The organism is Photobacterium sp. GSS17 (genome assembly GCF_028621875.1).
In the GTDB taxonomy this organism is placed as follows: domain Bacteria; phylum Pseudomonadota; class Gammaproteobacteria; order Enterobacterales; family Vibrionaceae; genus Photobacterium; species Photobacterium ganghwense.
This window is the reverse complement of record NZ_CP117517.1, coordinates 2125781-2147216: the sequence shown is the minus strand read 5'-3', so window position 1 is coordinate 2147216 and position 21436 is coordinate 2125781. Positions and strand designations below refer to the sequence as shown.

Annotated in this window: 19 protein-coding genes; 13 read left to right on the top strand and 6 right to left on the bottom strand. The window is 48.5% G+C overall.

Features of this window, described 5'->3' with window-relative positions; genetic code table 11:
* Window positions 1-173 precede the first annotated feature (173 nt).
* A complete protein-coding gene (locus tag PGW97_RS09620) occupies window positions 174-779 on the top strand; it encodes a DUF6988 family protein (protein WP_207103590.1) in 606 nt (201 codons plus the stop codon).
* 413 nt (window positions 780-1192) lie between these two features.
* On the opposite strand, the gene PGW97_RS09610 is transcribed toward PGW97_RS09620, so the two are convergent.
* Window positions 1193-1372 (bottom strand): hypothetical protein, encoded by a 180-nt coding sequence (locus PGW97_RS09610; protein WP_273857187.1) that lies wholly within the window; start codon window positions 1370-1372, stop codon window positions 1193-1195.
* 111 nt (window positions 1373-1483) lie between these two features.
* Between PGW97_RS09610 and PGW97_RS09605 the strand changes: the two genes are divergently transcribed.
* The 6 genes from PGW97_RS09605 (at window position 1484) to PGW97_RS09580 (ending at window position 6150) form a co-directional block, all read left to right on the top strand.
* Entirely contained in the window at window positions 1484-2476 is a 993-nt protein-coding gene (locus tag PGW97_RS09605; protein WP_273857186.1) for an alpha/beta hydrolase family protein, read from the top strand.
* 64 nt (window positions 2477-2540) lie between these two features.
* On the top strand, window positions 2541-3410 hold the full coding sequence (locus PGW97_RS09600; protein ID WP_273857185.1) for a PhzF family phenazine biosynthesis protein: 870 nt from the start codon (window positions 2541-2543) through the stop codon (window positions 3408-3410).
* A gap of 284 nt (window positions 3411-3694) precedes the next feature.
* Window positions 3695-4084, top strand: a complete 390-nt coding sequence (locus tag PGW97_RS09595) for an HIT family protein (RefSeq protein WP_273857184.1) — start codon at window positions 3695-3697, stop codon at window positions 4082-4084.
* A 399-nt stretch (window positions 4085-4483) separates the two neighbouring features.
* On the top strand, window positions 4484-4732 hold the full coding sequence (locus PGW97_RS09590; RefSeq protein WP_047883541.1) for a DUF3297 family protein: 249 nt from the start codon (window positions 4484-4486) through the stop codon (window positions 4730-4732).
* 255 nt (window positions 4733-4987) lie between these two features.
* Window positions 4988-5704 (top strand): DUF2799 domain-containing protein, encoded by a 717-nt coding sequence (locus PGW97_RS09585; protein WP_273857183.1) that lies wholly within the window; start codon window positions 4988-4990, stop codon window positions 5702-5704.
* A gap of 170 nt (window positions 5705-5874) precedes the next feature.
* Window positions 5875-6150 carry a hypothetical protein gene (locus PGW97_RS09580; protein ID WP_273857182.1) on the top strand — a complete coding sequence of 92 codons (276 nt, stop codon included), beginning with the start codon at window positions 5875-5877 and terminating at the stop codon, window positions 6148-6150.
* A 95-nt stretch (window positions 6151-6245) separates the two neighbouring features.
* Here PGW97_RS09580 and PGW97_RS09575 read toward each other — a convergent pair whose 3' ends face one another.
* Complete coding sequence (locus tag PGW97_RS09575; protein WP_273857181.1) at window positions 6246-9089, bottom strand: FAD-binding and (Fe-S)-binding domain-containing protein; 2844 nt, start codon at window positions 9087-9089, stop codon at window positions 6246-6248.
* A 172-nt stretch (window positions 9090-9261) separates the two neighbouring features.
* Entirely contained in the window at window positions 9262-10950 is a 1689-nt protein-coding gene (locus PGW97_RS09570) for an L-lactate permease (RefSeq protein WP_273857180.1), read from the bottom strand.
* 153 nt (window positions 10951-11103) lie between these two features.
* Between PGW97_RS09570 and PGW97_RS09565 the strand changes: the two genes are divergently transcribed.
* Entirely contained in the window at window positions 11104-12012 is a 909-nt protein-coding gene (locus tag PGW97_RS09565) for a LysR family transcriptional regulator (protein ID WP_273857179.1), read from the top strand.
* Window positions 12013-12171: 159 nt separating this feature from the next.
* Here the strand turns inward: PGW97_RS09565 and PGW97_RS09560 are convergent, their stop codons facing one another.
* Window positions 12172-12537, bottom strand: a complete 366-nt coding sequence (locus PGW97_RS09560; RefSeq protein ID WP_053061709.1) for a YcgJ family protein — start codon at window positions 12535-12537, stop codon at window positions 12172-12174.
* Between the two features lie 160 nt (window positions 12538-12697).
* On the opposite strand from PGW97_RS09560, the gene PGW97_RS09555 reads away from it, so the two are divergent.
* Both PGW97_RS09555 and PGW97_RS09550 read left to right on the top strand, forming a co-directional pair.
* Window positions 12698-13084 (top strand): DUF805 domain-containing protein, encoded by a 387-nt coding sequence (locus PGW97_RS09555; RefSeq protein WP_047883648.1) that lies wholly within the window; start codon window positions 12698-12700, stop codon window positions 13082-13084.
* A 313-nt stretch (window positions 13085-13397) separates the two neighbouring features.
* Entirely contained in the window at window positions 13398-14507 is a 1110-nt protein-coding gene (locus tag PGW97_RS09550; protein ID WP_273857178.1) for a hypothetical protein, read from the top strand.
* Between the two features lie 149 nt (window positions 14508-14656).
* Here PGW97_RS09550 and PGW97_RS09545 read toward each other — a convergent pair whose 3' ends face one another.
* A complete protein-coding gene (locus tag PGW97_RS09545; RefSeq protein ID WP_273857177.1) occupies window positions 14657-16360 on the bottom strand; it encodes an FAD-dependent oxidoreductase in 1704 nt (567 codons plus the stop codon).
* Window positions 16361-16422: 62 nt separating this feature from the next.
* Entirely contained in the window at window positions 16423-16623 is a 201-nt protein-coding gene (locus PGW97_RS09540) for a YgaP family membrane protein (RefSeq protein ID WP_047883547.1), read from the bottom strand.
* Between the two features lie 154 nt (window positions 16624-16777).
* On the opposite strand from PGW97_RS09540, the gene PGW97_RS09535 reads away from it, so the two are divergent.
* The 3 genes from PGW97_RS09535 (at window position 16778) to PGW97_RS09525 (ending at window position 21425) form a co-directional block, all read left to right on the top strand.
* Entirely contained in the window at window positions 16778-17191 is a 414-nt protein-coding gene (locus tag PGW97_RS09535; RefSeq protein WP_217392276.1) for a YeeE/YedE family protein, read from the top strand.
* 9 nt (window positions 17192-17200) lie between these two features.
* Window positions 17201-17659: a YeeE/YedE family protein gene (locus PGW97_RS09530; RefSeq protein ID WP_217392277.1), complete on the top strand. Its 459-nt coding sequence runs from the start codon at window positions 17201-17203 to the stop codon at window positions 17657-17659.
* Between the two features lie 352 nt (window positions 17660-18011).
* Window positions 18012-21425 carry an efflux RND transporter permease subunit gene (locus tag PGW97_RS09525; protein ID WP_273859657.1) on the top strand — a complete coding sequence of 1138 codons (3414 nt, stop codon included), beginning with the start codon at window positions 18012-18014 and terminating at the stop codon, window positions 21423-21425.
* Window positions 21426-21436: the final 11 nt, after the last annotated feature.

The window sequence follows — 21436 nt, the reverse complement described above, 5'->3', positions numbered from 1 at the left end:
ACCCAAATGACAAGCTTATTATCCATACAAACTGTTTAAGAGGGATTCGCAACGCGTGGCATTTTTACTATGCGTTGATTTTAGTGATTAAGGTGGTGTGCGGGAGCACCGTATTGCGTTGCTCACCACTTAAGCGGGCGTTAGCAATCCCCGAAAAATTAGGTTCTGTAATTATGAAATTAGTGTTTGATACTAGAGAGCATTTGAATATTGTTTGGGAATTAGCTGAGCAGATTTCAGTTAAAAGGCAAGGTTACAATGAATTTATAAGTGCAATGTTTTTTGTTTCTATAAGTCATTGTGATGCGGTGCAAACCCTTGTAGAAAAGAAAAACTTTGCTTCTGCATTCTCTTTGGTTAGACCAACTTTAGAAAACACTTTTAGGGCAGTTTGGCTCCGAAAATGTGCAAACAAAGAGCAAGCGAATAATGCGATTTACAAAAATAAATGGAATGCGGTAGGAAAGAATATTGAGCTAGTAGAGGAGCAATATGAAGACAGCATGCTCTTTAGCAAACTATGGGAAATGCTAAAGCCTTTTGTGCATGACTTTACACATGGTGGGTCAGAACTTACTTTCAGACATATTTCTAAAGATGGGTTTATAACTCCTACTATAGATGATCAAGAAGTTAGGTTCTTGTTGCAGCTAACGGTTTTAGTTTCTACGTTTGTTCTCGCGGAGCTTGTTGAGTTTTCTGATGAAAAACAGTTTGAACCATATGTTGAGAAATTAGTAAATCAAACTTGTACAAAAGTGTTTGGGACAGATTGCTAACAAATGGTGCAAGTGTGATTCGGCACGCGTAGCATTTTTTACTATGCGTTGGTTTCAATGGTTAAGGTTGTATACGGCGGCATCGGTATTGCGTGCCTCACACCTTAACGCGGCTACATGGACTCCCCTGGTTGTCAACAACAGCGTCAGGTAATGCAAGATTTGGGACTGCCGCTCTACATTCGGTCTGTTTACTCGCGTTCAACGCCATGACCCTGATGACACTACGCGGTTGCGGGTCCTCATTCGTTAGAAGGCATCTAAGTATCCGCCGCATTATCAGGTTTTCCCGCAAAAGGTCTGAACCTTACATCATCATTGGCTATTGCCATGACCCGGTGAAGCTATTTATTCTTTTAGAAATCAGTTTGGCTTTATATGGGTTGGTATTCGGTGCCGTTACTGAGTAGCGATCATATTATCCGAGCTTTTTTGGCTGCCAGAGCGACAATGGCTGGCGGGATATTGGTAAAGGTCGAAAGGACTTTTGAGCGAGTTATTGTTTTATGGGTCAGTGCCTTGCCTTGCTCATCTTCGCCGTGGATACTGAACGAATGTTTGGCTAAATCAATGCCATAAATTGATAGTGACATGGTGACCTCCAAGGAGAGTCGTCAGACTTACCCTGTGTGGCAGAGCCTGATGAGGGGGAGTCCATGTCATTCGTTATGTTTTTATCTTAATAAGGAAGTCTAGGCAAAAATATGAGATTTATTTTTCGCTTGTTTGTTGTGCTGTTAATAACTATTTCTCCTTTTTCTAATGCGTATGAAGTCGGTTTTGATTACGCAAATGTGCCTTCATCCATTGAAAATAATGGTTTTCCGATGGCTGTATTTTATCCAACTAGTTCTGAGCCAAAAGTGGTTGAGTTAGGTCCATTCAAACTCAATGTGGCTCTGGAAGGAGAGATTCTAAAAGGCAAATATCCGTTAGTCATAGTGTCCCATGGTTCCGGTGGGAGCAATTTATCCTATAAGGATATTGCTATCTCATTGGCAAAGAGTGGCTTCATTGTTGGTATGCCGCTGCATCCTCAGAACAATTATATGGATAATACATTAGAAGGTTCTGTCACTAATTATACTAACCGTCCTAAGCATATAACTTTAGCAATTGACAAGCTTCTTAATACATCAGGGCTAAATACTTACATTGATTCGGATAAAATAGCGGTATTGGGGCACTCTGTCGGAGGGTATGCCGCTATCGCAGCAGCTGGAGGTGTTGGAGACACTAGTAGCCTGATTGAAATATGCAAGAATAGCCCTTTGCTCACTGATCCATACTGTACGCCTGTGCGTGATGGCTCTATGACGAAAACGGTTATAAAAAGTACAAAAGATCCAAGAATTAAGGCCATAATCATAATGGCTCCAGTGGGGATATTGTTTTCTACGGAAGGTTCTCTAAATGATGTCGACATTCCAGTTTTATTGCTGAAGGCAGAGAATGATAAAGAGGTGACAGAGCAGTATAATGCTGATGTGATTGAAAAAGGTCTTCCCAATAAACAGAAACTTATTAGCATAATGGTATCTAATGCTGGTCATTACTCATTTTTGACATCATTCCCTGATTTTCTCAAATCAGAACTTGGTCTCATTGCAGAGGATCCTAACGGTTTCAATCGCGAAGAGTTCCAAGAAAAGCTAGGTACAATTATTGTGGATTACCTCAAGGGAGTGCTGAAATAAAAACATAGCAAGCGCCTCAAGAGGGACTGTGGCCTTTACCCGTTTTATGGAGAATTTACGTTTAATGAAAGTTGAAGCTTTTTTGGTTAATTCCTTTACTGCCAATGGAACCGGAGGAAACCCGGCAGGTGTTGTGTTGCACGCAGAAAATCTGTCTGACGAAGAAAAATTAAAGATAGCGCAAGCTGTTGGCTATTCTGAAACGGCATTTGTGTCTCAAGATGACGAAGTCGACTTTGAGTTGTCTTTTTTTACTGTTACAGGAGAAGTTGATTTCTGTGGTCACGCGACGTTAGCCGCATTTTCAACAATGTATCAGAAAGGAATGGTGACTGAAGGGCGGTATGTTCAAAGGACTAAGGCCGGGTTACTTGCGGTAACCATAGAGTCTACTGGGCATATAGTGATGGAGCAGAAGTTACCTGAATACCTTGCGGTGTTTGGTTACGAGGTGATATCAAAGTTAATTGGAATTGACTCGACAGTTTTAGAGTCTACTCAGTTACCTATTGAGGTTATTTCAACCGGTTTACCTGATATTGTTGTTCCTGTGCCACATGGGTATCTAGATAACATCCAAGTGAATGAACATTTACTCAGTGAATTTTGTAAACAACATGGTTTTGTTAGTGTTCATGCTTTTGAATTGTGCGAAAAAGACAGCGGGCTGACGGCAAGTTGTCGAAATTTTGCTCCTTTGTTTGGTATCCCGGAAGAGTCAGCAACGGGGAGTGCGAGTGGAGCATTGGCATGCTATCTAACCAAGCACCTTTATGATGGTGAGCGTTCGAATAGTTTTACTTTTGAGCAAGGTCGGGCAATGGGTTGTGTTTCAAGAATTACAGCGTCCGTCGAGTCGAACGAGCAGGATATTATCAAGGTGATGGTTGGTGGTTTTGCTCGTGAGTTTGGGCTGCAGAAAATTACCGTATAACCAGCTATCCAATCAGATAGTGGATGTCTCTTTGTTTTAGCAGGCACAGATGAGCCATCTGGTTGGGTTGCAGGATGACATCGTGAGATGTGTTAGGCGGTTTGGCGATACTCTATCTAAGCCGTGCGCTATGTTTCATTTCGAACAAAGCAGCGTTAGTCACATTTTATTGATGAGGCATGGGAAGGCGATAGTGACTTCAAATTCTCTAGTAAATTTTGTCTGATTTAGCAAAGAACACCTGTTTGCTGGTGTTATCTATATAAAGTCGAACAAGGAAAGTCATGACTATTGTTGAACAAATTGTCTCTCGCGAAATTGATGCAGCCATAGTGTATGAATCTGAACATGTCATCGCATTCGCTGATCATGATCCTATAAACTTTGGGCATATCCTCATTTGTCCGGTTGTTGCGTATGAAACATTTATTGATTTACCAGAAGAAATTGCCTTAGAAATAAATCGAGTGGCTAAAGATCTTTATCGACGAATTGAAATTGCTTTCCAGCCTGATGGAATCTCATTTATCCAGAATAATGGATTCTTCAATGACTTATCTCACTACCATTTGCATATATTTCCTAGATTCAAAGATGATCAGTTTGGATGGGTATGCAGTGAACTTGGCGTGCAGTCAGTTGATAAATTACGCCAAACTTTGGTGAACTTATAACAAAACACTTTCAGTCAAAGGTTGGGGTTTGTGTTTAAGGGGCTAGGGGCTAGGATATCGCTCTGGCTATTGCAGCTTGTTTTCCGAACAAACCCAGGGCAATAACAAAAACGTCTAGGTGACTTATTTGTTACAAAGGCGGTTTAGAAGCGGTACTGGCATGGTGTAGTTAGTGGGTTTTGGTTTGCTTTGCGCGATAAGCCAGAGACGAGCATAGTCACCTGTCCCAGGTTCTTTGCCATTGGTTGGTTAGCGTTGGTTAACCAACGTTGGCGAAGTGCCATTGGCTAGCGGCAGGAGTGAAAAGTACTACTCACTTTGCTTAAGGTTGTTGAGCGTATGGCTCACATTGACTAAAATGACAAATCACATATCTATTCTAGCTTTCTAGGTTAAAAAATGAGCGAAAACAACGCAAAACCAGCTTTGCCGGATCGTCTGTCGGGTAATCCTCGCAGTCCACACTTCGTGGCTGAATGCTTCGAGCACCACATTGGCATTCTCTTTAACGGTAAAGAGCGTAGTGATGTTGAAGAATATTGCATCAGTGAAGGCTGGGTAAAAATCCCTTCACCGAAAGCAAAAGACCGTTACGGTAACCCAATGCTTGTTACGCTGAAAGGCGAAGTGGAAGCGTTCTATAAGTAAGACGTAGTTTTACTGCTTATAGACAATACATAGAGCGACTTATGCTCTATGTATTGTGTTCACCTCATCCCCCCTCATTTACCCCCAATTCCTTTCAGATATTTTTTCCTGCTGTTAAATTGAGTCCTTTATTGTATGCGCTTTAAGTGATTTACTATTGGCTCTGTTTCTCTGAATTTTCGATATCAATAACCATTATTTTGTTACTTTGTATCGGGGAGCGTCATTCAGGGTTTTATAAGGAAATTTAAAATAGTGAATAAATTCCATTTATTGCTTACCAGCGTTGCGTTGCTGAGTCTATCCGGGTGTGCTTCACTCAGTGAAGAAGAATGTCAGCTGGGGGAGTGGTATCAGATTGGTTTAGCTGACGGTCAGGAAGGCAAGAAAAATCAATCTGCTACCTACAGTAAAGATTGTGTTGAATATGGTGTAGCGGTTGATGTTCAGCGTTATAACAATGGCCGAAGTGATGGCCTGAAATCTTATTGCTCATACAATAATGGCATTCTCGTTGGTCAAGCAAATAAAGAATATGAAAATGTCTGCCCAGCCGAGTTAGCGAACGAATTTTTAGCGGGTTACACGCCTTATTATAACCTGGCAAAGGCCAGTGCTTACTTACGCTCAATTGAAGACAATGTGAGTTATTACAAATCAAAGCTGGATGATGAATCGACGCCTGCCGATGAAAGACAGACCTTCACAACAGGTCTAAAATCGGCTAAAGCAGAGCTGAAGCGAGTTAAAAGCGATGTCAGCCGGTATGAGTTAGAGCTTGAGCTGCATAAAGTCGTCCGTGAGATAGCCGGTATCAATGAGGAGTTGGCGGTAGATTCGATATCTGCGTCTCACCGTTTACAACTGAATAATCGATTGGCGACTTTAAGAGATAAACAGAACTATTATGAAACGTTAGTTCAGACCGATAATACGATACAAAACATCAAACATATTGCTGATTTATTCTAGTCGCGATTGAATTGAGTCACTAACGGGTTTAATCACGGTTAAATTTTATATACACAGGCAGTTCTGAGGCATATCTCTTACGTGGTATTAGAATAACCCAGTATTAGGGTTTCAATTGGGGTTGTGTGAGTGCTTCAGGTGAGTCGGGATATCATAAAATGAGGGGAGAAATGGAAAAGTCTGAATTTTTATCGTACCTAAAAGATGAGATTAATCAGTACAATCTGATGTCAGATTTTGAAGGGATCAAAAAGGCAGAGAAAAAGCAATATATCAATGGATTAATGAGGGCCTCTCGCTTTTTTGGTGTCAGTTTTGAGGAGCTTAAAGCCATTGTCGAGCAAAGTGAAACTGCAGAGCAAAGCTTTGACGCGTCATTCGTTGGTACAAAAGAACCGCTTGAAATTCCAACGTTTGTCCGTCAAAACAAAATCATCAACATCTAGGTTTTTTAAGTCAAATGCCAGATAAAAAAGTCTGACATAAAAACCGCCCATTAAAGGGCGGTTTAATCGAGTGTTGCGGTGGCTTCTGTTATGGCTTAGCTAGCTGCCTCATCGACTAGATACAAGATAGACTGGTAAGGGATGCCGCTATGGTGCGACAAGCCGATTTCACAGGTGCGGCTGTTGCTGAATCCGCGGCTACAGTGTTCAGGCACCTGCTTTTTCAGCGGGCTGACAGCAGCCTGATTCAGTTCCGGCGTAGTGAAGCCCTTGTCACCAGCCCAGCCACAACACTGAATGTGCTCTGGCAGAACCACATCAGTGGCACATGATTGGGCAAGTTTCAGCATCTGGTTTTCCAGACCCATACGCCGAGAACTACAGGTTACGTGCAGCATTACGGTCTCTTGCACCGGGGTCAGCGTCAGGTGTGGCAGCAGGAACTCCGCGGTAAATCCTACGGGTTCGTATACGTTCAAAGGGCGAGTAAAGTTTTCAATACTCCGCTTAGCACATGGGCTGGTGTCCATCAGCACTGGTAACTCACCTTGTTCACTGGCATCCCAGATCACTTGCTCAAGGGCGGTCACTTTCTGTGTTGCCAGCTCATTCATCCCTTTGCTTTCATACGGCATGCCGCAGCATTGCTCACTGATGGATTTCGGGATAATTACTTCGTAACCAGCCTTGCGCAGCACGGAGAGTGTGACCTCGGTGAGTGGGCGCTGATCTTGAGCATCTTGCTGTTGCCCCATGGTTCGGGTGGCGCAAGAGGGCACGTACACCACTTTTTTCGTGGCATTTCCGGTGTGCTTGTGAGTCTTCGCGGCTTCCGTTTCAAAGCGGTGGCGGTTTGCCGTTGGCATTTCCGGAATCCATTGTGGGGTACTGCCGCCAGTGAGTTTGCGTAATCCGTTGGTCATGCCACTGACGGCGCCTTCACCAAACACTTTCTGCGCAACCTGATTGGCCTTCAGACCTGCTGTCACCATTTTGGTTGTTGCTGAGAAATGGTCGGCCGTCCAGCGGGCAATTGGCGTAAAGCGCTGGTATTTTTCAATGCGCAGCTTTTTCACCAGATCGCCTGTGTTAATACCAACCGGACAACGTTCGGCACACAGGCCGGTGGCGGCACAGGTGTCCAAGCCCTGATATTCAAACACTTTGCGCAGTTCATCGACTGGCGGCTTGCGGCCATTACCCGCCAGATATTCACGCTCACGGTGCTGCAGCTCGCGGTATAAGACAATACGCTGGCGAGGAGACAAGGTCAGAGTCCGTGATGGGCAAACCGGCTCACAGAATCCACACTCAATACAGCGGTCGACCAACTCATCGGCAGCCGGCATGGGTTTGAGGTTGCTGATGTGTGCGTGTTTATCTTCATTGATGATCACGCCCGGGTTGAGCAAGCCTTGCGGGTCGAACAGCGATTTAATCTGTTTCATCAGCGCGTAGCCGTCTTTGCCCCATTCCAGCTCAACATAAGGTGCCATGTTGCGACCGGTACCGTGCTCTGCTTTCAGGGAACCCTGATACTTAACCGCGACTAACTCTGCCACTGCGTCCATGAACTGACCGTAACGTTCAACTTCAGACTGGCGCTCAAAGCCCTGAGTGAAAACAAAGTGCAGATTGCCTTCCAGCGCATGGCCAAAAATGATGGCTTCATTGTACTGGAACTGATCAAATAGCTGTTGCAGCTCGCGGACACCGTTTGCCAGATGATCAACCGGAAAAGCCACATCTTCGATGATGACGGTCGTTCCGGTTTCACGCACGGCACCAACAGCCGGGAACATGCCTTTACGAATAGCCCACAGGGTGGCTACGGTGGCGGCATCGGTAGTAAAGGCGGTGGAATGGATAATCGTAAATTCCGCCAGTGAAGCCATAATTGTCTGGCATTGCTCATCCAGCGAATGCTGACAACCGGCGCGAGATTCAACCAGCAGGGCTGCGGCTTCGAGATCCAGCTCGCGGATGTAGTCCGGCATACCCGGTTTATCCGCTACGGAGCGCAACGCGCGGCCATCCATCATTTCGACGGCAGAAACCGGTGTTTTCGCCAGCACCGACACCGCCTGGCTGGCGGCTTCAATGTTGTCGAATACCAACAGGGCAGACGCTTTATGCGGATGCTCAATCACAGTGTTGTAGGTAATGTCAGCGATAAAGCCCAACGTTCCCTCAGAGCCGATCATCAGGTGCTCAATGACTTCGATCGGATCAGAATAATCCACCAGTGCATTCAGGGCGTAACCTGTGGTGTTTTTCAGGCGGTATTTATGGCGGATTCGCTCGGCCAGTTCGGGATTGTTACGGGTTGCATCCACCAGCTTCTCAACGCCCTCAATGATATCCGGTCGCTGTTGTCTGAAGGCCTGAATACTGTCTTCGCTGGCCGTATCCAGGATGGTGCCGTCGGTGAAGACAATCTTCATGCTGTCGACAGTTTTGTATGAGTTCTGCGCCGTACCACAGCACATGCCGCTGGCGTTGTTCGCGGCAATACCACCGATTTTACAGGTGTTGATGGATGCCGGATCCGGACCGATTTTCCGCTGAAACGGAGCCAGGTAGCGGTTGGCATCCGCGCCGATAACGCCCGGTTGCAGGCGAATTTTCTCGCCGTCAGCCAGAATGTCGTGGCCGCGCCAGTCATCGGTCAGGGTGATCAGCACCGAGTCAGAGACGGCCTGACCGGAAAGGCTGGTTCCTGCCGCGCGGAAGGTAAACGGGATGTCATGCTCGCGACAGGCCTTGATGGTAAAAATGACTTCGTCCAGGTTTTTCAACCGGACGACAATTTGCGGAATCAAGCGATAAAAACTGGCATCCGTACCGTAGGCCAGCCGTTTGGCTTCTTCGGTAACGATGCGTTCGCGTTCGATGAATGTGGAGAGTTGGGCTTCCAATAATGCGTAATTTTTGCTCATGGTATTTCCTCAATCAGCGCTCATCGGCAAGAATGAGACACTGTTGAATAATCACATTTTATTATCATACGATTCGCAATCCGTCTCTTCATTGTTATTGTTTCAGATTGCGATACGGGGCACCTCAATGGCTCAGGGCCAGCTTAGATTGCCGGCCCTTCGCGTAGAGGCGTTATTTCATCAGGGCATCGGTTAATTGCATGCCGTAGATGATGGTGAGGCCGATGACGCCCGTCACCACGAGGTAGTAAAACGTTGGGATAACGGTTTTACGTAAGGTGGCACCTTCGCGACCCAGCAGACCCACTGTGGCGGAGGCGGCAACAACGTTGTGAATCGCAATCATGTTACCGGCGGCCGCCCCGACAGCCTGAAGGGCCACAATACCGGCACTTGATACCGTCAGCGCCTGCGCGACTTCAAACTGGAACTGGCTGAACATCATATTGGATACTGTGTTCGAACCCGCAATGAACGCACCCAGCGCACCGATGGTGGCACTCAGTGCCGGGAAAAAGTCGCCAACCATGTTAGAGGCAAAGTGCGCGGTTGTGACCGGCATACTCGCCAGATCTGCAGCATTGACACCGGAGTTGATGAAAATACGTACCATTGGGATGGTGAAAATCAGCACGAAGCCGGCACCAATCAGGGTCTTGCTTGACTCACCGAACGCTTCGCCCAGCGGTTTGACCTGACGGGATTGCACCAGCGCGGCAACGATAGCGACGAACACCAGAATGCCCCCCGGCAGGTACAGTGGCTGAATCGCAGCGCTTACCCCGGTTTCACCCAGAATGTTGTTGAAAGACAGGCTGATACCTTGTAGCACGGCTTTGAACTCAGTACTGACGCGGCTGGCAACCAGTACCACTGCCAGCAGTACATACGGTGCCCAGGCCATAGTCAGGCTCATCGGCGTTTTGGTCTCTTTCAGCTCAACCTTCAGTGATCCCAACCATTCAGCAGGCCACTTGTTTTCTGATTCAAAGTCCCACTGACTTTTTGGAACCAGAAAGCCTTTCTTCGCTGCAGTGACTACAATCGCCAGACCAATTAATCCCCCAATCAGAGACGGAAACTCAGGGCCAAGTAGCATACCGGTCAGGGCATAAGGCACGGTAAAGGCGACTCCGGCAAACAACGCGAACGGCAGAATATCCAGTCCTTCTGTCCAGCTTTTGTTTTTACCGAAAAAGCGGGTCAGCATCATCGCCATGAGTACCGGCATCAGCGTACCGACAGTGGCGTGAATCAGAGCAACGTTAGTGGTGATTTGCTGCAGGTAGATATCCCAGCTGGCACCGTTTTGCGCCAGCGTCTCTCCGATATTGTGTGTATCCAGGCCCTTGCTCACACCCACCAGAATCGGGGTGCCCACGGCACCGAATGACACTGGGGTAGACTGGATCATCATGCCCATCAGGACCGCTGCCAATGCCGGAAAACCGATTGCAACCAGAAGGGGGGCGGCAATAGCAGCAGGCGTACCAAACCCGGATGCACCTTCAATGAATGAGCCGAAACACCAGGCAATGATAATGGCCTGAATGCGGCGGTCACTGGAAATGTCGGTAAACCCGTTGCGAATCGTGGTGATAGCTCCGGTGTGTTTGAGTGTGTTCAGCAGGAAAATCGCGCCGAAGACGATCCACAGAACAGACACGGTAATGGTCAGTCCCTGCAGGGAAGAAGCCAATACGCGGTTCAGGGACATGTCCCAGCAGAACAGTGCGATGACAACGGTCATCAGGAAAGCCACTGGCATGGCTTTCTTGGCTGGCCAGTTCAGACCAACCAGTAACACCGCCGCAACGGCGATGGGTGAAAAGGCGATTAAAGCGAGTAGGGTATCATTCATGCTCTCTAATCCTTCGGATTGTTGTTTTTTTGCACGTAGTCAGTGGTTGTTATGCTTATTTTCATAATTGTTAACCGGCTGTGACATTAAATCTTTCCTTTTATTTGATATAGGGAAATAATGAAAAAGATTTCTTCCAAAAATGGATAAATGATGGCTAAGACAGACGACCTGATCCTGTTTGCCCAGGTAGTGGAACATGGGTCCTTCAGCAAAGTGGCAGAGTTAAATTCCCTTACAAATTCAGTGGTTAGCAAGCGAATCGCCCGGCTTGAGGAAGATCTCGGGGTACAACTGCTGTTTCGGACCACCCGTAAACTGACGGTCAGCGAGGCCGGGAAGGTACTGTATCAGGGTGCGAAAAATGTGAAGCAAGCCACGATGGAAGCGCTCGATGCCGTGAGCGGATATGGCGAAAAAGTCAGCGGTCATGTCAAGATGTCTGTCCCCACGATCTCCGGCGACCTAGTTCTGGCAGATGCAGTGGCGGAATTTTGTACATTACATCCCGGAATTACCGTCGATATGTCGCTGGATAATCGCTTTGTCGATCTGATTGAAGATGGTTTCGATCTGGTGATCCGGACCGGGTATCTTGAAGACTCGAGCCTGATCGCTCGCCATCTGCTTGACTCCCAATGGGTAATTTGTGCTGCGCCGTCTTATATTACCCGGAATGGTCGTCCGGAGCGGCCGCAGGAACTCATCCGTCATAACTGCTTACAGTATGCTTACCAGATGACAGGCGCTTCGGAGTGGGAATTCATTGGTGAACAGGGTAACTATATGCTCCATGTCAGCGGCAGTTTCTCAACGGATAATGCCGGTGCGTTACGAAAAGCCGCTCTGGGAGGGTACGGGATCGCGTATGTGCCGCGTTGCCTGGTCTACCACGACATCATGGGTGGGCAGCTGATTGACCTTTTTCCCGAACAGGTGGGCAAGCGGCTGGGTATTTACGCTGTCTATCCGTATACCCGCCAGCCGTCGCAAAAGATTAAGTTGCTAATCGAACACATCAGAAAGCGTTACATGGAAATCAGCCACTACTTCTGCCACTAAATACATGTCGAGAGACTTGCTCTGCCAACGGCTTATTTTAGTCGTTGGCAGGCTATTTATCGCCAATGGACGGGGCGAGCTGTATTCACGATTGCTAACACTTAAGACAAAACCGCTGTGAAGTGGTGTGCTGGATCGCTGGTGGGGTTGAGGGGCGTTTTATTCCGGAAAGAGAATCTGAATATAATCTGAGGCCAGATTATCGGAATCGTAGTCCTCAAAGCAGGTGCGCTGCTCAGAATCGCAGTACACACTATTACTGAAGGTGTAGCGGGCAGCGTCAAATTTCTCTGTTCCGGCCTGATTGATTTTTTCCATCAGCTTGGTTTCAGCGTCCTGACCCAGAAACTCTTTAGTAAACCCCATCGAAATACCATACTGATCCACACAAAAACCTGAAACTTTGTCGCAAATGACGCCCTTGTCCGGCGAATAAACACTACCGCCAAGTTCCGGTGTTGCCTGCACCCAGCCAAAACCCACAAACAATGCAATCTGAAGAAGGAGAAGAGGAAGAATCTTCATAGTGGACTCACCTGATATCAAAGCTAATCGGTTCATCAAAAAGCTTACAAAAAATATGACGAAACAATGTATGAGATCAGAGAATTAAGAACCTTGATTCAGATTATACTTTTAGCACACAGCCATCAGTAAGAAGTGGATGAATGCAATGAATGAAATTATGAACTGGTATCTTTATGTGCTTAAGAAGTATGCGGTTTTTAAAGGACGAGCACGACGTAAAGAGTATTGGTATTTCTTCCTGGTCAATATCGTGATCAGTGTGGTGCTGTCCTGGGTGGATACCCGGTTAGGTACTCCAGGTTCGGCAGAAGGTGCCGGGTTACTTGGTTCTGTCTATTCTCTGGCTGTTTTACTGCCTTCAATTGCTGTTGGTGTGCGTCGTTTGCATGACATTGATAAAAGTGGCTGGTGGATGTTGATTGGTCTGGTGCCGGTGATCGGTTTTCTGGTTCTGCTGTATTTCTTTGTTCAGGACAGTCAGGCGGACAGCAACGAATTTGGTCCCAATCCGAAGAAAAGTCGGGAAGGGCACATGCATCTCTGAATCACAGATTAAACGTATCTGGCCCGGCGGATGCCGGGCTTTTTTATGCCACTTTTGTCTTATTTGTAAGAATACGATGCGAAATTCAGAACCGTTTCAAGTGTGAAAATCACCTTCAACGTTATGAATCAGCATCGTTTTAACCGGCGAGACAGGCGACGAGTTCGCCGTGAAGGCCAGTTTAAGTCATCTACACTTATCCCGTTACTCAGGTGTATCTCGCCAGTGAGACATTGTCGTAGTGCTGGTGAGATGCCCCGTCTGTTGGCTAAACACTGTTCCGTGATACCACAGAAGTATGTGGAGTATAACGATGAGAATGAACAAAATAACGCTCGCACTGACGGCATGCTGCCTCAGTTATGCGAGTCAAGGCTTGGCTTCAGGAAGTGAATACGACAGTGGCGACAATAGTAGTTATGACAAAAGTAGTTATGAAAAAAGCAGTTACGGAAACGGGGGAGGACATTCCACGACTTATACTGAATCAATGACGACCACTTACAACGGTAAGACGACCACCACCTATTATGAAACCACCTCTGACGGAAGCGACGATTACAGTGATGATGATTCGGCCAAACGGTTAGCTCTGCGTGTGGCCGGTAAAGGTTATATGTACGAAAAGGAAGTCCCGGATTACGACGGGGATAAAAAGCCCGATTCTGCTTACTGTTTTGATCTTGAGGTGAAAGAGATCATATCCGGTGACGTAATTGGTAGTGCCACTGAATGCTGGTCAGAAGTGACCTCAGAAGGTGACGGTTCGAAACTGATTGGTACGACATTCTTGTATCTGTCGGGAGGTCTGGTGGTTACGCGAGGGCAAACAACGGTTCAGCCCGTTCTGCAGGAAACGAAGACCTATGACGGGTATACCATCACCCATTTTACCGGGGCGTCTAATGATAAAAACGGGATCATCAAAACCAGTGGTGATTACGCCTGGAACAAAGGATCGGTGCGTGCATCCTGTTTAGTTGATCGCTCTGAATATTACGAGAGTGTCGGTGATGGCATCTATTTTGACTGCCTCTTAGTGCTGGACCTGAAAAAATTCCAGCCTAAGTATCCGTACGACTGGTATCGCCATCATTATTACAAAGATGGTCAGTATCATGACAAGTACGATGATAGTTCCGACGATCAGTACGGCGATGACAAATACAGCGACAAGTACGACGACAGCTCCGATGATCAGTACGGTGATGACAAGTACAGCGACAAGTACGATGACAGCTCCGATGATAAATACGGCGATGACAAGTACAGTGATAAGTACGACGACAGTTCCGACGATCAATATGGCGATGACAAGTACAGCGGCAAGTACGATAACAGCTCAGACGATAGCTCTGGCGGGAAGTATGACAATAAGGGCAAAGGAAAATCTGACGATAAGTACAAAGGCAGTAAAAGCTGATACCAATACCATTAATAACGGCAAAAAGGCCTGATGCATATGCATCAGGCCTTTTTATTCTTTCCCGTCACTTAACCTAAACAGCCAACTGCAGTATTCGTTGCCATCATGTGGTTAGTAGGGGACGTGGTAGTGGCGGTACGGGGCAATTATTGCTTGGCCGTTAACCAGGTCCGGTATCCACCAATCAGGTTACAGGCTTTATAGCCATTGTTTACCAGTTGACGATACGCAACGTTTCCTCGCAGACCCACCTGACAGTAAATCACGATTTCTTTGTCTTTTGGCAGCTCGTCCATACGCTGACGTAGCTGATCTACCGGGATATTGATGGCACCATCGATATAGCCGACATTGCTTAGCTCACCCGGATTACGAACGTCCAGCAGAATCTGATCATCACTGAGCTGATCGATCGCGTCGTAATGAATCGGCGTCGCGTCACCTTTGAGGATATTGGTCGCGACAAATGCCGCTTGGTTGATCACGTCTTTCGCACTGCCGTATGGCGGAGCATAGGTTAACTCCAGGTGCTGCAGTTGCTCGACGGTCATACCTGCGCGCTGCGCCACCGCCAGAACATCAATACGCTTGTCGATACCGTCTTTACCGACCGCCTGAGCGCCCAGAATTTTGCCGCTGTGCGGGTCAAACAACAGCTTCAGTGAAACCACTTCTGCGCCGGGGTAGTAGCTGGCATGGCTGGCGGTATGGACATATGCCTTTTCATAGGCCAGCCCTTCACGCTGAAGCTGCTTCTCGTTTTTACCGGTTGAGCCGACCGCGATATCAAACACTTTACAAATCGCGGTGCCTTGTGTGCGCTGATAGGTTTCCTGGCGACCAAGCATATTGTCTGCTGCAATGCGTCCCTGACGGTTCGCTGGTCCCGCTAAAGGAACCAGGGTTGGCTTGCCGGTGACAAAATCGGTTTCTTCTACCGCGTCGCCCACAGCGTAAATCGCAGGGTCACTGGTTTGCATATATTCGTTGGTGTAAATACCGCCGGTGCTGCCAATCTGCAAACCGGCATCCTGTGCCAGCTTGATGTCCGGGCGGACACCAATCGCCATGATTAGAATATCAGTGGTCAGGGTGTCACCGTTGTTCAGGGTCAGATTCAGCTCACCTTCAAGGTGCTGATGTTCATCCGTTTCACCGGCATTGCGGTTGGCCACAGAAGTGCTGGGAACAAATTCTACGGACTGTAACGCCACGCCTAAACGCAGATCGATGCCTTTGTTACGGATCTCGTTATGAACAAAACCGGCCATTTCGCGGTCGACCGGGGTCATGACCTGATCGGCCATTTCAAGCAGGGTGGTTGGAATCCCCAGCTGGTGGAAGGCTTCCATCATTTCCAGACCAATAAACCCGCCGCCGACAACCGTGGCATGCTCGGGTTTGTTCATTTGCAGAGTCTGGATGATTTTATCCATATCCGGGATATTACGCAGGGAGTGCGTCAGCGGGTTGTTGATGCCGGGAATTGGCGGAACGATCGGCCCAGCGCCCGGGCTCAGCAGCAAAAAGTCATAGCTTTCGGTGTATTCCTGACCGTCAATCAGGTTTTTAACCGTGACGGTTTTGTTTTCCCGATTGATACCGGTGACTTCATTGAATACCCGGACATCCACATTAAAACGTGCCAGGAAACTGTCCGGTGTCTGAAGCAGCAGTTTACTGCGGTCCTGAATATCCCCACCGATGTGGTATGGCAAACCACAGTTCGCAAAAGATACAAACTCACCACGCTCGAACATGATGATCTCAGCGTCTTCACTCAGACGCCTTGCTCGTGCCGCTGCTGATGCGCCTCCCGCAACCCCACCGACAATCAGAATTTTTGTCATCATTCGCTCCATTAATACAGAATTGAACAAGCCGGCCTCATGCCGGCTCGTGTTAAACAGGTTTACCTGACCGGACCATTAGAAAACCCCAGCCTGCTGAGGATCATGGCTGCCGGGCAAAAGCCCGTAAAGGCACTTTGAATAAGGTTTGCACCTATAAACACGGTCAGCCAGAAGAAATTAGGATGGACCCATAAAGTCAAGGCGACGGACAGGAGCACCATTATTCCGGCAAAAACACGCACTGCATTTTCTAACGTCATTTTCATACTCCTCGATATCCGTTTCAGTTAGCCTTACTATAATTTTAAAAATTAGCATTGTCTAATGTATTTTTAGCTAAATTAGTATTGACTAAAAGTGGTGGTCCGGTAACCTCTTAAGCAGAATTAATCATAGACCTGCTTGGAGAGAGAAATGGAAACGTGGCCTTGGCATGCCTTATTCGGTGGAATGATGTTGGGAGCATCCGCAACTATCTTGTTACTGTTTAATGGCCGGGTGGCTGGTATCAGCGGCATTCTGAGCGGCATTTTGAAACCGCAACAAGGTGATGTGTCGTGGCGACTTCTGTTTGTCATCGGCATGGTGGCCGCAGGGTTGTGCGCACCGCTAATGGGTTTTTCTTTGCCACAGGCCTTGCCGGTTTCCTCTCTGGGGTTACTGGCGGTAGCCGGGTTGCTGGTGGGTATCGGTACTAAACTCGCCAATGGCTGCACGAGCGGGCACGGTATTTGCGGAATGGGACGTTTCTCTAAACGTTCACTGGTTGCCACTATGGTGTTCATGGCAACGGCCATTGCCACTGTGTTTTTACGCTTTCATCTGTAAGAGGTCCACATGTCTGCACGTTTGGTTTCAAGTTTGATTGCTTTGTTCTCCGGTGTTTTGTTCGGCATGGGGATGATGGTGTCCGGAATGGTTGATCCGGTGAATGTTCTGGGTTTTCTGGATCTGGCCGGAGAGTGGGACCCAAGCCTGGCCTTTGTCATGGGTGGGGCATTGCTGGTATTTGCGCCAGCCTATCTTTTGATCATCCGTAAGCGCCCACAGCCGGTTTGTGAACAGACGTTTCACCTGAGTAAGAAGAAAGACATTGATAGCCGGTTGATTGCTGGTTCGGTGCTGTTTGGTCTGGGATGGGGAATCGCCGGTATCTGCCCGGGACCCGCTTTAACATCTCTGTCTGGTGGCAGTTTTGAAATGCTGGTGTTTGTTGTCAGTATGATACTGGGCATTGTGTTGAGCACAATTTGGGCATCAAAACGGGAAAAAGTTGTAGAGATAACAGCCCAATAGCGTTGACTGGACTAATCTAGACCAAAGATGCCGGAATTCGTGTTAATCGGCAGAGCATTCGCCATATAGTCAGCCATGTAACCGGCAATGACATTGAAACCGGAACTGAAACCTGCGCTAAAACCGGAATCTGAAGTCGGCACCAGCGCGGAACCAAAACGGCAGCCTACATGGCGCTGGCACAGTGAGGTGTGGCCGAAATGGCAAGAGAGAGGGGAAGACGATGACAGGTAAAGTCAGGCAGGCCTCAGGTAACGAAGGCCGTCGTCATAATGCACCAAGTGAGCAACAACCGGTCAGGCAAGGCATTGTCGGCCGGTTTCTCAATAGCTTATTCCCCCCTATTTTAATCATGCTGGCTTTGATTGCCGGAGCTGCGGCCCTGTGGCTGACTCCGCGTGAAGAAGACCCGCAAATTATCGTACCGATGGCCGATGTGCTCATCCAGGCGCCGGGACTGACACCCTCTCAGGTTGAAAATCAGGTCACTCAGCCCCTTGAAAAGCTGCTTACCCAAATAGACGGGGTAGAGGATGTGTACTCAACCTCTATGAAGGGCACAGCACAGGTGATCGTGCGCTTTTACGTTGGTGAACAACGGGAAGAAGCACTGATCAAGCTCTACAACAAGATTTACTCCAACCTCGATTTAGTTCCCCCTTCAGTTACGCAATGGTCTGTCAAACCGATAGAAATCGATGATGTGCCGATTCTGGTTGCGGCGTTGTACAGTACCCGACCTGAGTTGGTGGGCAATGCAGAATTACGCCGTATTGCCGAGCAGGCGGTGAATCAACTGCAAGCTCTGGATAACACCAATAAAGTGGCCGTAGTCGGGGGAAGCCCGCGTGTGATTCAGATTGCCCTGGATGCACAGGCCATGGCGAGCCGACTGACAACGGTGGAAGACATTCAGCGGGCCTTTGCGCTGACCAATCAGCATCAGCAATTGGGTACGGTGCATCAACAAGGGCAGGTTTTCCAGCTTGAAAGCGGCCAGTTCCTGCAAAGCGCCAAGGATGTGGCTGACACGGTCGTGAACGTCATTAACGGACATCCCGTGTATTTACGCGATATCGCCACTGTGACAGATGGGCCGGAAGAAGCGGACAATCAAACCTGGTTTAGCTGGGGCCCGGCGGCAGTTCAGACCGGACACTTGGCGAGCTCATCCGCAAATGTGAAGGAGAATTCGTCGGCAAATCTGCAGGCTCAGTTACCTGGCGAACCTTATCCGGCCGTGTTCCTTTCCATTGCCAAACAGGCAGGCAGCAATGCTGTCTGGGTGGCCGACGATGTCGTGGAATTACTTAACGACATGGCTGCCAGCCAGTTTCCGCCGCATGTGAAAGTGTCTGTGATCCGTAACTACGGTGACACAGCCAATGAAAAAGTCGGCAATCTGGTGTCGAGCCTCGGACTGTCTATTCTGACGGTTGTCGTGTTTGTCGGGGTGTTTCTGAACTGGCGGGCTGCCATTGTCGTCGGTATTGCAATTCCGATCAGCTATGGTGCTGCACTGGCGATGGACTTGGCGTTTGGCTACACCATCAACCGGGTGACGTTGTTTGCCTTAATACTGGCGCTGGGCCTGATTGTCGATGACCCGATTGCCAGTATCGATAACATTGAACGCTTTCTGAAACGCAAAGGGCTCGCGAAATCTCAGGCGATAGTGCTGGCAATGAGTGAAATTCGCAGCGCGTTGCTCATGTCGACGGTCGCGATCATCATCGTTTTTACGCCGATGTTTTTTATTACCGGAATGATGGGGCCATACATGGCGCCGCTGGCATTTAACGTGCCGGTCAGTGTGGTGTTCAGTACAGTGGTGGCGTTTCTCATTACTCCCTGGCTGGCAAAGCATATTCTTAACACCGCGCAGGAGTCCGGTGCTTATCAGGTGGAAAACACCTTGCTCTATCGGGTGTATGCAAGGGTGCTGGCTCCGCTGTTGTCGAAAAAGCGCAACAGTGTGATTTTCCTGATTGCGGTTGGGCTGGCGTTCGTCCTGGCGGCTATGTTACCTGCGCTGCGTATTGTCCCGCTGAAACTCCTGCCCTATGACAACAAGAATGAATTCCAACTGGTGCTGAACATGCCTGAAACCAGCAGTGTAGAGCAGACATCGAATACGCTGGCTGATTTTGCAGATTACCTGAAGTCGGTGCCTGAAGTGGTTTCAGTGTCTGGTTTTGCAGGAATTGCTTCGCCGATGGATTTCAACGGGATGGTTCGGCACTATTTTATGCGAAGCCAACCACATCAGGGGGAACTGCGTATTGTACTGGCCGAAAAGCATCAACGTCAGCAGCAGTCTCATGAACTTGTTACACGGCTGCGTGCCGATTTGACGACTATAGCCCGGCGGCATCAGGCGGACATTCAGCTGGTAGAAGTGCCGCCGGGGCCTCCCGTGATTGCGACTGTTGTCGCGGAAGTTTACGGCCAACCTCACACGCCTTATTCAGAGCTTCAGGAAGCTGCCCGCCGGGTAGCCGAAAGGTTAGCCAGAGAACCGCTGGTAGCAGAGACAGATACCACGATTCAAGGCGAGTTGATGACCTGGCAGTTCAAAGTGGATCAGGAAAAAGCCGCATTATCCGGCGTGTCGGTGAACGATATCAACCAGACGCTGGCCGCTGCGAACGTGGGGGGGATCGTCAGTTATCTGCAGGACGAGCATGAAATTAATCCGTTGCCTATCACTATTCGCCTGCCGCGCAACCAGCGTGATGACCTTAGTGTGCTGGAGAACCTTTATGTCCGCGGGATGCCGGGTATTGCCAAGCGCGTGGAGCATGGCAGGGTGGTGGATGCCGGTCAGCCGCTGGTGCAGCTGTCGGAACTGGGTGAGTTTATTGAAGTCAGCGCATTGCAGCCGATTATGCGTAAAAACCTCAAACCCGTCGTCTATGTGTTTGCTGAAGCGGTAGGACGTGTGCCGGCTGAGGTCGTGGTGGATGTGACGACTGATTTGCAGGCCACAGACAATGTGTCGGCTGGTGCAACAACCGAGATACGCACGCTGACGGAGCGGACTTACCTCAGCAATGGAGGAGGTGATACCTGGACACTACCTCAAGACATCAGCGTTGTCTGGAATGGAGAAGGGGAATGGAAAATCACGTTAGATGTTTTCCGTGATCTCGGGATTGCCTATGGTGCTGCGTTGCTCGGGGTGTTTATTGTAATGGTGCTGCAAACCGGGCTGCCTGCGGTATCGGGAATCATCATGTTGGCCATACCATTGACTGTTATCGGTATTATGCCGGGGTTCTGGCTGCTCAATAATGTTGGTACAACGGAAATCAACGGCATTCCGAATCCGGCATTGTTTACCGCAACCGCGATGATTGGGATGATTGCACTTGCCGGGATTGTTGTTCGTAACTCATTGGTACTTATTGAGTTTATTCATCAGTCTCTGCGAGAAGGCATGGCGCTGCAGTCGGCGTTGATCACGGCGGGTGCCGTCAGGATGCGCCCCATACTGCTGACCGCAGGGACCACGCTGCTCGGTAATGTGGTGATAACGCTGGACCCGATTTTTAACGGGCTGGCGTGGGCGATAATCTTTGGTATCTCGGCCTCAACATTATTTACATTGTTAGTGATTCCGGTGGTCTATCACCTGGCATATGTTAATCAGCCGGGCCATGGGCTGCCTCCTGGCCTCGGCGAAAATGAGCCAGAAGCCAAGCGGAATACTGACCCGGCGCAAAATGTGGAAAGCAATGAAGAACAAGCCGTGACCAGTGGCTGAGGAAGGAGTCG

What these genes read in the sequence shown, in the direction of transcription:
- PGW97_RS09620 (WP_207103590.1), top strand. Translation starts at nt 174, where the DNA reads ATGAAATTAGTGTTTGATACTAGAGAGCATTTGAATATTGTTTGGGAA.
- PGW97_RS09610 (WP_273857187.1), bottom strand. Translation starts at nt 1,372, where the DNA reads ATGTCACTATCAATTTATGGCATTGATTTAGCCAAACATTCGTTCAGT.
- PGW97_RS09605 (WP_273857186.1), top strand. Translation starts at nt 1,484, where the DNA reads ATGAGATTTATTTTTCGCTTGTTTGTTGTGCTGTTAATAACTATTTCT.
- PGW97_RS09600 (WP_273857185.1), top strand. Translation starts at nt 2,541, where the DNA reads ATGAAAGTTGAAGCTTTTTTGGTTAATTCCTTTACTGCCAATGGAACC.
- PGW97_RS09595 (WP_273857184.1), top strand. Translation starts at nt 3,695, where the DNA reads ATGACTATTGTTGAACAAATTGTCTCTCGCGAAATTGATGCAGCCATA.
- PGW97_RS09590 (WP_047883541.1), top strand. Translation starts at nt 4,484, where the DNA reads ATGAGCGAAAACAACGCAAAACCAGCTTTGCCGGATCGTCTGTCGGGT.
- PGW97_RS09580 (WP_273857182.1), top strand. Translation starts at nt 5,875, where the DNA reads ATGGAAAAGTCTGAATTTTTATCGTACCTAAAAGATGAGATTAATCAG.
- PGW97_RS09575 (WP_273857181.1), bottom strand. Translation starts at nt 9,089, where the DNA reads ATGAGCAAAAATTACGCATTATTGGAAGCCCAACTCTCCACATTCATC.
- PGW97_RS09570 (WP_273857180.1), bottom strand. Translation starts at nt 10,950, where the DNA reads ATGAATGATACCCTACTCGCTTTAATCGCCTTTTCACCCATCGCCGTT.
- PGW97_RS09565 (WP_273857179.1), top strand. Translation starts at nt 11,104, where the DNA reads ATGGCTAAGACAGACGACCTGATCCTGTTTGCCCAGGTAGTGGAACAT.
- PGW97_RS09560 (WP_053061709.1), bottom strand. Translation starts at nt 12,537, where the DNA reads ATGAAGATTCTTCCTCTTCTCCTTCTTCAGATTGCATTGTTTGTGGGT.
- PGW97_RS09555 (WP_047883648.1), top strand. Translation starts at nt 12,698, where the DNA reads ATGAACTGGTATCTTTATGTGCTTAAGAAGTATGCGGTTTTTAAAGGA.
- PGW97_RS09550 (WP_273857178.1), top strand. Translation starts at nt 13,398, where the DNA reads ATGAGAATGAACAAAATAACGCTCGCACTGACGGCATGCTGCCTCAGT.
- PGW97_RS09545 (WP_273857177.1), bottom strand. Translation starts at nt 16,360, where the DNA reads ATGACAAAAATTCTGATTGTCGGTGGGGTTGCGGGAGGCGCATCAGCA.
- PGW97_RS09540 (WP_047883547.1), bottom strand. Translation starts at nt 16,623, where the DNA reads ATGACGTTAGAAAATGCAGTGCGTGTTTTTGCCGGAATAATGGTGCTC.
- PGW97_RS09535 (WP_217392276.1), top strand. Translation starts at nt 16,778, where the DNA reads ATGGAAACGTGGCCTTGGCATGCCTTATTCGGTGGAATGATGTTGGGA.
- PGW97_RS09530 (WP_217392277.1), top strand. Translation starts at nt 17,201, where the DNA reads ATGTCTGCACGTTTGGTTTCAAGTTTGATTGCTTTGTTCTCCGGTGTT.
- PGW97_RS09525 (WP_273859657.1), top strand. Translation starts at nt 18,012, where the DNA reads ATGCTGGCTTTGATTGCCGGAGCTGCGGCCCTGTGGCTGACTCCGCGT.